The organism is Streptomyces flaveolus, assembly GCF_000716535.1.
Lineage (GTDB): Bacteria > Actinomycetota > Actinomycetes > Streptomycetales > Streptomycetaceae > Streptomyces > Streptomyces flaveolus_A.
In genome coordinates this window covers 15285-27493 of sequence record NZ_JNWV01000037.1, presented here as the reverse complement: position 1 = coordinate 27493, position 12209 = coordinate 15285, and the positions used below count along the sequence as shown (strand labels likewise).

General features: G+C 72.5%; 12 protein-coding genes. 11 read left to right on the top strand and 1 reads right to left on the bottom strand.

Features of this window, described 5'->3' with window-relative positions; genetic code table 11:
- Positions 1–567 (bottom strand): helix-turn-helix domain-containing protein, encoded by a 567-nt coding sequence (locus OO52_RS34810; protein WP_051818723.1) that lies wholly within the window; start codon positions 565–567, stop codon positions 1–3.
- A gap of 433 nt (positions 568–1000) precedes the next feature.
- Here OO52_RS34810 and OO52_RS34805 point away from each other — a divergent pair, with 433 nt between their 5' ends.
- The 11 genes from OO52_RS34805 to OO52_RS34755 all read left to right on the top strand — a co-directional run bounded on the left by OO52_RS34805 (position 1001) and on the right by OO52_RS34755 (position 12146).
- Positions 1001–1657, top strand: coding sequence for a response regulator transcription factor (locus OO52_RS34805; protein WP_234317207.1), 657 nt, complete (start codon positions 1001–1003; stop codon positions 1655–1657).
- A 130-nt stretch (positions 1658–1787) separates the two neighbouring features.
- Entirely contained in the window at positions 1788–2549 is a 762-nt protein-coding gene (locus OO52_RS34800; RefSeq protein WP_030649951.1) for an SDR family oxidoreductase, read from the top strand.
- Between the two features lie 64 nt (positions 2550–2613).
- On the top strand, positions 2614–3351 hold the full coding sequence (locus OO52_RS34795; RefSeq protein ID WP_030649952.1) for an SDR family oxidoreductase: 738 nt from the start codon (positions 2614–2616) through the stop codon (positions 3349–3351).
- Between the two features lie 41 nt (positions 3352–3392).
- Positions 3393–3857 carry a nuclear transport factor 2 family protein gene (locus OO52_RS34790; protein WP_030649954.1) on the top strand — a complete coding sequence of 155 codons (465 nt, stop codon included), beginning with the start codon at positions 3393–3395 and terminating at the stop codon, positions 3855–3857.
- Positions 3858–4050: 193 nt separating this feature from the next.
- Positions 4051–4635 (top strand): NADPH-dependent FMN reductase, encoded by a 585-nt coding sequence (locus tag OO52_RS34785; protein WP_030649955.1) that lies wholly within the window; start codon positions 4051–4053, stop codon positions 4633–4635.
- A gap of 77 nt (positions 4636–4712) precedes the next feature.
- A complete protein-coding gene (locus tag OO52_RS34780; RefSeq protein WP_234339861.1) occupies positions 4713–5852 on the top strand; it encodes an acyl-CoA dehydrogenase family protein in 1140 nt (379 codons plus the stop codon).
- 16 nt (positions 5853–5868) lie between these two features.
- The gene (locus OO52_RS34775) at positions 5869–6861 is read left to right on the top strand and encodes a DUF6081 family protein (protein ID WP_051818725.1); all 993 of its coding nucleotides are present in this window, start codon (positions 5869–5871) and stop codon (positions 6859–6861) included.
- Between the two features lie 51 nt (positions 6862–6912).
- Positions 6913–8496 (top strand): MFS transporter, encoded by a 1584-nt coding sequence (locus tag OO52_RS34770; protein ID WP_030649961.1) that lies wholly within the window; start codon positions 6913–6915, stop codon positions 8494–8496.
- A gap of 54 nt (positions 8497–8550) precedes the next feature.
- On the top strand, positions 8551–9210 hold the full coding sequence (locus OO52_RS34765) for an antibiotic biosynthesis monooxygenase family protein (protein WP_030649962.1): 660 nt from the start codon (positions 8551–8553) through the stop codon (positions 9208–9210).
- A 339-nt stretch (positions 9211–9549) separates the two neighbouring features.
- Positions 9550–11445, top strand: coding sequence for a hypothetical protein (locus OO52_RS34760; protein WP_030649964.1), 1896 nt, complete (start codon positions 9550–9552; stop codon positions 11443–11445).
- Positions 11442–12146, top strand: a complete 705-nt coding sequence (locus OO52_RS34755; protein ID WP_030649966.1) for a class I SAM-dependent methyltransferase — start codon at positions 11442–11444, stop codon at positions 12144–12146. Before OO52_RS34760 ends, OO52_RS34755 begins: the two co-directional genes overlap by 4 nt.
- Positions 12147–12209 lie beyond the last annotated feature (63 nt).

Sequence of the window (12209 nt, the reverse complement as noted above, 5' to 3'; positions counted from 1 at the left end):
CTAGCCCATCCGGCCGATGGCCGCCGGGAGCAGGTTCCATACATCCCTGACGGTCGTTTCGGTGAGCCACTGGTCGTTCCACCGGTACAGAAACGCCAGGCCCACCGTCACCGCGACGATCGCGCGGGCCGCCGACCTGGCCGAGCCGGCCCGGGCGAAGGGGTTGCCCTTCTCCGTGGCGAGGACCGCGTCACGGACGTACAACTCCCATTGCTGGATCAGGTTCACGGTGGACTTGCGGTCCCGGTCGCACCCCAGGAGCACTCCGGCCCGGAAGGTGACGTCCGTGCGGTACAGCTCCGCGAGGCTCTGCACCGAATCGGTCAGCTGCTGCCCCCCGGCCGCTGCGCTACCGGCCGTGACCTGGGCGAACCTCTCGGCCGCCGCGTCCTCCACCGCCTCCGCAAGCGCTTCCTTGCTGGGGAAGTGGAAGTAGAGGGCGCCACGGCTGACACCCACGTCCGCGGCGATGGTGGCCAACTTCGCTCTCTCGTAGCCCTCTTGATCGAAGACCGCCGCGGCCGAGCTGATCAGCAGGGAACGGGTCCTGGCCGCCTTCTCTCTCATGGCGACTCCTCACATGCGTGCGAGTGATCTGCGACGTCGGCGTCCCATGCAGGCGTCGGGAGGCGAATCTAACAAACGTGTCGGTATTTGTGGCTCCTCTTTGCCCCTCCGGGAACCCGAAACCGGCCCATCTGCCAGCGGTTACCCACAGGTACGCCCCATTTGCACCCATCTTCCGCAAGCGATTTCGCCAACTTGGCGCATCGAGAGGGCGCACGGAAGCGCGTTGACATGCATGCGTGTCGGTTTGTAGGCTCGCAAGCGTTCGATCGGCTTTCGGCGTGGCGTTCCACGCGGGAACGGGGGGTGTCGAATGAGACAGCCGAGCGTGCTACGGCACACCACACACGATGTACATCACCGACATAGGGCTTCCGGTACCCAGCGGAACCTGTCGGCGGAGATCCCGGGCCGCACGCCATGGCGTGTGCTCGTGGTGGAGAGCGACGCCCACGCCGCACGCGGCATCGCCCAGCGCCTGCGGCGCCAGGGCTGCGACGTGGTCAGCGTGGACAGCGGCAGCAAGGCGCTGTCCATGTACGAATGCGCCGATCTGGTCCTGCTCGACCTGGAGTTGGCGGACCTGGACGGACTCGACGTGTGCGCCGCGATCCGCGCGGCGGGGGACACACCGATCATCGCGTTCACCCGCCGGCGCAGCAACATGGACCAGGTGCTGGTCCTGGAGGCGGGGGCCGACGACTGCCTGATGAAGCCGTACGACCTGCGGGAACTGACCGCCCGGATCGGCGCGGTGATGCGCCGCAGTCTGCGGCAGGCCGGGGTGCTGGACGTCATGGAGTGGGGGCCGCTGCGCATCGACGCGAAACTGCGGGAGGTGACCCTGCGCGATGAGCGCGTGGAGTGCACGCGCAAGGAGTTCGACCTGCTGGTGCTGCTCGCCTCCCAGCCCGGACAGGTGGTGTCGCGGCGCCGGGTGATGAGCCAGGTGTGGGGAGACCACTGGTCGCCGCCCAGCCGCACGATCGACACCCATGTGGCGAGCCTGCGCCGCAAACTCGGCCCCGACGAGTGGATCACCACGGTCCGGGGGGTCGGCTTCTGCTTCGAGCCGGACGACGTCCGCTGATTCTCTGTTCCTACTTCGTTGCTGCTCCTGCCGGGGTGACGTGCTCACCCGGTGTCTTTCATCTGCTCATCGTCGGCGAGTTCTCCGCGCTCCGCGGAGGGGTTTCCGTCTGCCTTCTGGGAGGATTTTCGTGGGGATTCTCGCGAACAAGAGTGCGCTTGTCACGGGTGCGAGCCGTGGCATCGGGCGGGCGATCGCCGAACGGCTGGGCCGGGAAGGCGCGTTGGTGGCCGTGCATTACGGGCACAGCTCCGCAGCCGCCCGTGAGGTCGTGGAATCGATCCAGTCGGCGGGCGGCCGGGCCTTCGCCGTACAGGCCGAACTCGGCTGGCCCACGGCGGCGGACGAGCTGTACCGGAACCTCACGCCGCAATTGACGACACTGCACGGCAAGGTGGAGCTCGACATTCTGGTGAACAACGCCGGAGTGATGGACACCGCCCCGCTGGGCCGGATCAGCAACCAGGACTTCAAGGACGTCTACGCCGTCAACGCCAAGGCGCCGGTGTTCATCACACAGCGGCTCCTCCCGCACATTCCCGACGGCGGCCGCATCCTCAACATCTCCTCACCCCTCACCCGGATCGCCCAGCCCAACCAGCTGGTGCACGCCATGAGCAAGGGGGCGTTGGAGCAGCTCACGCTGCATCTGGCGCAGTTGCTGGGCCCGCGCGGCATCACCGTGAACAGTGTGCGGCCCGGATTCACCGACAACGGCGGGCCGGTCTTCAAGAACCCGGAGACCGTCAAGGTCCTCGAAGCGCTGAACGCTTTCGGCCGGGTCGGCCGGCCGGCGGACGTGGCCGATGTCGTGACGTTTCTCGCGTCGGAAGAGGCCCGCTGGGTGACGGGCTCGATTCTCGACGCAACGGGCGGCACTTTGCTCGGCTGAGCGAAGCGGCCTGAACCGCCCTTCAGACGGCGGTATTTCACCCATTCATGAGGAAGGAAGTCTCGTGGGGAGTCTCGCGAACAAGAACGCACTTGTGACGGGTGCGAGCCGGGGTATCGGGCGGGCGATCGCCGAACGGCTCGGCCGTGAAGGTGCGCTGGTGGCCGTGCATTACGGCCACGATGCGGCGGCGGCCCGCGGTGTCGTCACGTCGATCCGGGAATCCGGCGGGCAGGCCTTTGCGGTACGGGCCGAACTGGCCATGCCGAGTGCCTCCGACGAACTGAGCGCGGGACTCCTCCCGGCGCTCAAGGAACATTCGGGCCGGGAAGAGATCGACATTCTGGTGAACAACGCGGGTATCACCGGCGGCACGGCCTTCGACCGGACCTCGCAGGACGTCTTCCACCGGGTGACGGCGGTGAACGCCAAGGCTCCCCTGTTCATTCTGCAGCGGCTGCTGCCGCACATCCCCGACGGTGCCCGCATCGTCAACGTCACGTCGGCGCTGACCCGTTCGGCCAACCCCGACGAGATCGTCTACGCCATGAGCAAGGGCGCGCTGGAGCAGCTCACCCTGCACCTGGCCCAGCTGCTCGGCCCGCGCGGCATCACCGTCAACAGCGTCGTCCCGGGCAGCGGCGGGCAGGCCTCCGCGGTCTTCTCCCGTGCCTCCGCCCTCGGCCGGGCCGGCCGGCCGCAGGACGTCGCCGACGTGGTCGCCTTCCTCGCCTCCGAAGACGCCCGCTGGATCACCGGCACCTCGGTCGACGCGACCGGTGGCGCGCTCCTCGGCCGCTGACGGCCGCTTCCCTTCCACAGCCTGCGAAAGGAACCACCGCCATGTCCGATCTCACCGCCGAGCGCGTCGGCGCCGCCTGGGCCTCCCTCGGCACCGGGGACCGCGCGCGGATCGCCGAGTACTGGGACGAGAACCTGCGCTTCGAGGTGCCCGGCCTGCACGCCTACTCCGGCTGGTACGAGGGCCTGGACGCCTTCCTCGGGTTCTTCGCAGACATGGGCCGGCTCGCCGGCGGCACCATGCGCGGCCAGAACGTCACCGTCCTGGTCAACGCCGAGGCCGGCTTCTCCGTCGACGTCAACCGGGTCTCGGCGGTGCGCGCCGGGGCCGCCGAGGACAGCACCTCCCCCTACGACCGCTTCGACATCGACGCCCTGCACCTGCTGCGCTGGGAGAACGGCCGCATCGTGGAGGGCCGCTGGAGCGTGCTGGGCGCCGGTGCCGAGACCACCGCGCTGTGGTGGTCGCCCCGCGACGCCGACGGCTCCCGGCGCGAGGTCGTCTGACCCGCCCGGACCCGACCCCGGTACGCCCGTGGCGCCAGCGGAGGCCACGGCCGCACCGGAACCGGGTGCGGTGCGGTGCGGCGGACGTGGGGACGGCCCGCCGTACCGCACCGCACCCCGCTGACACCCCGCCGGCCCACTCGGCCGGGTGCGCCCCCTTCCCCGGACCACTTCCCCCTTCGGAGGAACCCTCATGTCTGATGCACCTCTCCGGGTCGCCCTGGTGATCGGCAGCACCCGCGCCACCCGCTTCGGCCCCACCGTCGCCCGCTGGTTCGCCGAGCAGGCCGGGCAGAACGAGGACGTCGCGCTCGACGTCGTCGACCTCGCCGACTTCCCGCTGCCGGTGGCCATCACCGACTCCCCGGAGCCCGCGGACGCGGCCATCGCCGCGGCCCTGAGCAGCCGGCTGGACGCGGCCGAGGCCTTCGTCGTCCTCACGCCCGAGTACAACCACAGCTTCCCGGCACCGCTGAAGGTCGCGATCGACTGGAACTACACCCAGTGGCAGGCCAAGCCCATCGGCTTCGTCTCCTACGGCGGCCTGTCCGGCGGTCTGCGGGCCGTGGAGCAGCTGCGCCAGGTCTACGCCGAGATGCACGCCGTCACGCTGCGCGACACGGTCAGCTTCCACGGTGCCGCCGCCACGTTCGACGCCGACGGCAACCCCAAGGACCCGACCGGCTGCTCCGCCGCCGCCAAGACCATGCTCGACCAGCTCGTGTGGTGGGGCACCGCCCTGCGCGAGGCCCGCGCCAAGCGGCCGTACCGGGCCTGAGCCGCCCGGGGCCGGGCGCGGTCCGGCCGCGCCCGGCCCCCGCCGGCCCCCCGTTCCGTTCACGAAATGAGACAGCCATGACCGGGATGCTTCTCGCTCCCCGCACCACCCCGGACACCTTCGTGTCCGCCGCACGGGCCGCCCGTGCGCTCGCGGGCCGTGACGCGGCCCGGGCCGACCGTGACCGACGGCTCTCCGCAGAGGTGGTGGACGCGCTCGTCGAGGCGGGCTTCGCCCGGGCGCTCGTCCCGGCCCGCCACGGTGGCGAGACCACGGACTTCGCCACGCTCACCGAGGCGGTCGCCACGGTCGGCGAGGGCTGCGCCTCCGCCGCCTGGACCGGATCGCTGCTGGCCTACACCGCGCGGTTCGCCGCCCACCTGCCCGCCGAGGGCCAGGCCGAGATCTGGGCGGACGGGCCCGACACCCGGCTGGTCAGCTCCCTGGTCTCACCGTCCGCCACGGCCACGCCCGCCGACGGCGGCTGGCGGCTGGCGGGCGCCTGGACCTACGCCAGCGGGGTGGAGTTCTCCGACTGGGCGCTGGTGATGGCCCCGGCGGCGGACGTGGACGGACGGCGGACGGCGCGTTTCTTCGCCGTACCGCGGTCCGCGTACCGGATCGAGGAGACGTGGGACAGCGTCGGGATGCGGGCGACCGGGAGCCACACCCTGGTCGTCGAGGAGACGTTCGTACCCGCGCGCCGGACCTTCCTCATGGACGACATGTTCGCCGGCCGGAACGCCGGCTCGGACGAACCGCGCCACGCCCAGCCGCTGTTCGCGGTCAACGGCCTCACCTTCGCCGGGCCGGTCCTCGGCGCCGCCCGCGGCGCGCTGGAGCTGTCGGCCCGCGCGGCGGCCGGCCGGACGGCCCGCGGCACCGAGCCGAGCGAGACGCAGCTGATCGGGCACGCCCGGGCGGCCGGTGAGATCGACGCGGCCGGTCTGCTGCTGGCCCGGGCCGCGGCGGCCGTGGACGCGGCGGTGGCCGACGAGGCCGTCGTCGTCCGCAACCGCCGGGACTGCGCCCTGGCCACACGGCTGCTGACCGGTGCCGTGGACGCCCTGTTCCGGGCCGGCGGCACCCGCAGCCAGTCGGCCGGCGACCCTCTCCAGCGCATCTGGCGGGACGCCAACTCCGCCGCCAGCCACATGGTCCTGCAGTTCGAGCCCGCAGCGCTGGCCTACGCGCGCGGCACGCTGACCACCGACTGAGCCCGGACGGAATCCCATGACGACCACGCCACCCGCCGTCGAGGACGGGCTGCTGTTCCACGACGCCTTCCAGGACGGCTTCACCACCACCGGGCCTGCCGCCAACTGGCACACCCAGGACGTCGCCGGTGTACCGGGCGGTGACGGCATCGCCCGGACCAGCGCCTTCGGCCTCTCGGTCATACCCACCGGCGTCAACCCCCGCACCGGCGCGCCCGCGTTCGTGTCCACGACCGGCCAGCAGGCCGACGGCGGCGAGGGCACCCGGGACCACGTCAAGTGGACGGCGCTCGCCAACCGCACCGCGCGCACCGGCTTCCCCGGCTTCGACGTGCCCGAGGACGGCGCGCTCGAGTGCACCGCGACCCTCGCGGTGAGCACCTACGGCACCGCGGACCACCCCTTCGGCCCCGCGGTCACCGACCCCCGGGCCGACCCCCGGCTGGGCTGCGGCGCGATGATCGCCGCCGACGTGGAGACCGCCTCGATATTCGGCTTCTTCGTCACCGCCACCCGGGTGTACGCCAACTACGAACGGCTGCGGCTGCCCGGCACCGGCTACGCGGCCTACACGTACGCCGTCCCGGTGGCTGGCCGCTCCCCCGGGGACCTCGTCACGCTGGGCGTCACGCTCGACCGGTCCCGCGGCACGGTCCGCTGGACGGTCGGCGGACGCGAGGTGCTCGTCGTGGACCGCATCGGGCACCCGGCCTTGGACCGCCGGCACCTGCTGCTGGACCACGCCGGCGAGCCGGAGGACCTCTCGCCGCGCCAACTCGTCGCCGGCGTCGGCATGTTCACGCTGCTGGACGGCGCCCTGGACGCCGACGGCACCGCACTCGTGCGCATCGACTCGGCACCCGCCCACTACGTCCACCCCCGCTCCGGTGCGCCCTGGCCGCAGACGTTCCTCGACGAACGGAGCACCGCGGCCCACCGGCTGTGGGGCCAGGGCGTCGGGCTGACCGTGCGGGACGTCCGGGTCACCGCCACCGGCACCGGGCGCTGACCGCCCGGCACCACGCTCCGCCATCCCCCTCCTGTAGACAAGGAACCCGTTGTGAACGCAGTAACGCCCGCCAAGGCGGGCCGGCGTGAGTGGTTCGGTCTGGCCGTCCTGTGCCTGCCCGCGCTGCTCACCACCATGGACCTCACCCTGCTGTTCATGGCCGTCCCCAAGCTGACGGCCGACCTCCACCCCAGCAGCACCCAGCTGCTGTGGAGCAGCGACATCTACGGCTTCCTCATCGCCGGCTTCCTGATCACCATGGGCACCCTCGGCGAGCGCATCGGCCGGCGCCGGCTGCTGCTGACCGGCGCGGTGTTCTTCGGTGTCGCCTCGGTGCTCACGGCCGAGGCCAACAGCGCGGAGATGCTGATCGCCGCCCGCGCGCTGCTCGGCATCTCGGCGGCCACGCTGGCCCCGTCCACGCTGTCGCTGCTGCGCAGCATGTTCCGGGACCCGAAGGAGAGCACGACCGCCGTCACCATCTGGACGACGTCCTTCATGGTCGGCGGGGTCGTCGGCCCGATCGCCGGTGGTCTGCTGCTGGACCACTTCTGGTGGGGCGCGCCCTTCCTGATGGCCGTCCCGGTGATGGTGCTGCTGCTGGTGACCGGCCCGATCCTGCTGCCCGAGTACAAGGACCCCTCCGGTGCCAAGCTGGACCTGCTGAGCGTGGGGCTGTCGCTGGCGGCGATCCTGCCGGCCATGTACGGCGTCAAGGAGCTGGCCCGCAACGGTTTCGAGGCGCTGCCCGCGGTGAGCCTCGCGGCCGGTGTGGTCTTCGGTGTGGTCTTCGTGCTGCGCCAGCGCGGCCTGGCCGCTCCGCTGATGGACCTCTCCCTGTTCCGGCGGGCCGCGTTCTCGGTGTCCGTCGGCACCCTGCTGCTGACCACCGGCATGATGATGGGCATCCAGTACCTGCTGGCCACCTACATGCAGATCGTGCTGGGCATGTCGCCGGCCGAGGCGGGTCTGTGGCAGCTTCCGGTCATCATCCCGGGCATGGTCGCCGCCGTCGTGGCCACCGGCCTCGCCGGCAAGCACGGGGCGCCGCCGGTGCTGATCGGCGGCCTGGTCGTCGGCTCCGTCGGCTTCGGAATCCTCACCCAGCTCGACGGCGACTCCGGCACGGCCATGGTCGTCGCCTCGTCCGCGGTCATGTTCATCGGCCTGGCGCCGGTGATGGCCCTCGGCATCGGCACGATCGTCTCGGCCGCCCCCGTGGAGCGGGCCGGTGCCGCGTCGGCGCTGGCGTCCACCACCAACGAGCTCGGCGGCGCGGTCGGCATCGCCCTGGTCGGCAGCCTCGCCACCGCCGTCTACGGCTCCACCCTCGACGACAAGCTGCCCTCCGGGGTGCCCGGCCCGGTGCACGAGGCCGCCCGCAACGGCCTCGCCGAGGCCGCCGCGGTCACCGGCGGGCTGCCGGCCCGGGTCGGCGCGCAGCTCGACGCCGTCGCCCACGACGCCTTCGCCCACGGCATGGCGATCGCCTCGTACGTCTCCATCGGCGTGCTGCTCACCATGGCCGCCCTGGTCGCCGTGCTGCTGCGCAAGAGCCTGCCGGCTCCGGCCGCCGGTCAGCCGGAGCCGGAGCACGCCGGCGCCGCCGACGGCGAGACGGTCCCGGCCGGCTGACGGCGCGCCCAGCCCGCACCCGACGGTTCCGGCAACGACGACAGGGGGTCACCCGTGACCAGGATCAGTGTCAAGGACCAGTACTACACGCTGGTCAACATCTTCGAGACCACGCCCGAGCACCAGCACCGGCTGATCGACATCTGGCAGAGCCTCGGCCCCGCCGACGAGCGCACCGGGCTCGTGTCGGTCAACGCCCACCTCAGCCATGACGGCCACTCCGTCATCAGCTACATCCAGTGGCGGGACAAGGCCTCCTGGGAGGGCATCCTCGGGGACCCGGGCCGCCAGGAGCGGTTCAAGGAGGTCCTGACCTTCGCGACGTTCGACAGCATCCACTGCGAGGTGGTGTACACCCAGCGCAACCCCGCGCTCGGTGAGCCCACCGTCGAACTCTCCGAGGACCAGGACGTCTTCACCGTCATCGAGGTCGCCCGCACCCGCTCCCGCGCGCAGCAGCAGGCGCTGCTCGACGCGGTGACCGGACCCGACGCGGTGCTCGACGCGACACCGGGCTACATATCGCACAGCGTGCACCGGGACTTCGAGGGCGAGGCCGTCGTCAGCTACTCGCAGTGGCAGAGCGAGGAGGCCTACCGGGCCTTCCGCGCCGATGGCGAGGCGCGGGGCGGGCAGCCCGCGCTGCCGGACGGCGTCGACGTACGCGAGTACACGCTGAAGATCGCCTACGTCACGGAGACGACGCAGATCTGACGCTGCTCCGACGGCGCAGGGCCGTCGGACGCGCGCCCACAGACCCTTCCGCGGGTGTCCCGCACCGCTCCCCGGGCGGTGTGCCGGACGCACACGGGAGTGAACCGCCCGCACCGCACCCAGTTGGGAGGTGACATCCATGACCGACGCCGCGCTGAACGCCGCCCTGGAGGAGGTTCTCGCCTCGTTCTCGGCCGAGAACGAGCTGACGGAGAGCGAGTTCGAGCTCGCCCTGGGCAACGAGACCTGGTAACCACCCGGTTCCCTCTTCCCCCCGGCCCTCGCTGCCCCGCAGCGGGGGCCGGTCTCTTGACCCGACCGGAACGTGAGGAGCGCGCCGTGACCTCTGGTGCCCTGGCACCCCGCCCCGCCTGGCTGCAGGAACCGACCCTCGCCTGGCGACCCGCCGCCCGCGGAGTCGTGCTCTGCGCCCGGCCCCACGACCACACCGACTGCCTGGGACCCGAAGCCGTGTCCGGGGCCGTCGACATCAGCCCGCCCGCACCCGGCTACGACCACCTGTGCGGGCTGCGGCCACTGCTCGACGTCCTGCTGCCCGCCGTACGCGCCGCCCGGCCCGAGGCGCTGGAGCGGCACGCCGAGGTCCTCGCGCTGCTCACCCGGCGGGAGGAGGCGGACGAGGGCGGGTACGGGCGGTTCGTGCCCGTCTCCGAGACCGCCGCGCTCGGCACGACCCGGCGGATCAGCCGGGAGTCGCACACGACGGCCGGGTGGATCGACCGGGCGGCCCGCTTCCTCGCCGACGCCCTGCCCGCCCTCGGCGAGGACCGACGGCTCCTCGTCGCCCACGCCGTCGACCGCTGGGACCGGCTCTCGCTGCGGATCCTCTACCGGGCCGTGCTGATCGCGGACCAGCAGGGCCGGCCCGTGACCGTACGCGGCCTGCTGCGAGGCGGCAGCACCCTGTTCCTCGAGCGCCTCGCCGAGCAGCGGGCCGTCCGGGTGTGTGGGCAGCTCCCGCCGGCCGCGGAGGCCGCGCCCGAGGCACCCGGGCCGGCGGTCGGGGTCTGGCGGCCGGGCGGTGCGCGCAGTCCCCTGCGGGCCATCGGCGACGCCATCGCGCTGCAGAACTTCGAGCGGGCCGATCTGCTGATCGCCGCCCATCTGCGGGCCGTACGGGCGGCGGGGGACCGGCCCGACGACGAGGCCGACCTGGTCCGCCTCCAGGCCATCTCGGCCGCGCAGACCGGGCGGATCGACACGGCGATCGCCAGGCTGGAACAGTCCCTGACGCTGGCCGGACGGCCGGAGCTCAGGGCGCACCTGAACTACCTCCTCGCCCTGCTGGTCACCAAGCGCAAGGACGACACCGAGGCGGCGCGTACCTACTACCGACGCGGCCTGGAGTGTCTGGACGCCCCCGGCGCCGACGCCCCGGCCGAACGGGCCTGGATCCTCAACGGGCTGGCGCTGGCGGCGGCCATCGACGCCAGGGAGACCGAGGATGCCGAGCGGCGCGAGGCACTGTTCAAAGAGGCGTTCGACCTGGAGTTCGCCGCGTTCCGGCTGGTCCGCGACCTGCCCGGGGACAGCGCCTTCTACCTGCGCTACAACCTCAGCCACAACCTGGCCTTCCTGCTCCAGATCACCGGCCGGCACCAGCAGGCCGAGGAGTTCCTGCGCTCGGTGTCGTCGACGATGCTCAGCACCGGCCGGCAGGACTTCTTCGTCCTGCACCACTACGCGATCGCCGTGCTCCAGCTGCGCCGCGGCAGCCACGAGCAGGCCGCGGCCACCTTCGCCGCGGCGGTCCGCGTCGCCGGGGCGCTGCGCGACTCCTTCCACGTGGAGAAGCTGCTCGCCGCGGCGGCGTACACGGATCTGCGCCGCGGTGACCACTCCGGAGCCGTCCGCCACTACCGCGACGCCGCCCGCACCGCGCGCCGCCTGTGCGACGAGGAGGCCTTCGCACAGGACCTGGCCGGGCTGCTGTGGGCGCTCACCCTCGGCGACGCCCGCTGGGACGGGCACACCCTGGCGGCGGCCCGCATCTGGTACCCGGAGGCGGCCGGCGCGTACGACCGGGGCGCGGACCGCGCCGAGCTGACCGAGGCCCTCACCCGGGCCGGCGCGCAGGTCGCCCCGCCGTCCTCCAAGCTCCCCTCCTATCTGCCCGCCGTGGACCTGGAGGGGCGGCCGGGCCGGGACCTGAACCGGTTCCTGGCCGGCATCACGGCCCACGAGAACCCGGGCACCCTGGTGGTGTCCCGATGACCGCACTCCCCCGGCTGACGCCCCGTCAGTCCGACGCGATGGCCGACCGCTTCCTCGACCACTGCCGGACCACGGGCGTGCTGGCACCCGACGCTCCCGCCGCCTCCTGGACCGGCTTCCACGCGCTGCGTGACCGCCTGAGGGCCGGCTTCCACGTCCCCACCACCACCCTGACCCCCCTCGCGGCCCGGGTGCTGTACGGACTGGCGGCGGCCCACCGCCCGGCCGCCGTCGCGACCCTGGGCTGCTTCGCGGGCAACCTCATGGCCTGGGTCAGCGGGCCGGGCTTCGGCCCCGGCCCCCGCTACCCGGGGGAGCGCGCCCTGGGCGTCGACGTAGACGCCGACGCGGTGCACCTCGCCTCCGGCAACCTGCGGCGCGCGGGGTTCGCAGCGGGTGCCCGGGCGGTCGTGGCGGACGCCTTCGACGCCGCCGGACTGAGCGCGGGTGCCACCTGGGACCTGCTGCTCATCGACATCGACGTACCCGGCGCCCGCAAGTCCGGCTACGCCCGGCTGCTGGAGCGCTGGCTGCCGCATCTCGCACCGGGCGCGCTGGTGATCGCCCACGACGTCTGCCACCCGGCCTTCACCTGGGACCTGCGCGACTACGCCGCGTTCGCCACGGACCGGGGTGCCGTCGCCACCACCACCCTCCCGGTCGACGACTGCGGCCTGGAGGTCACCCGCTGGCCGGGCTGAGCCCCGCGGCACGTTCACGACGCCTCGACGCCTTCCCCACCACCGGCCGCGCCCATGGCGCGG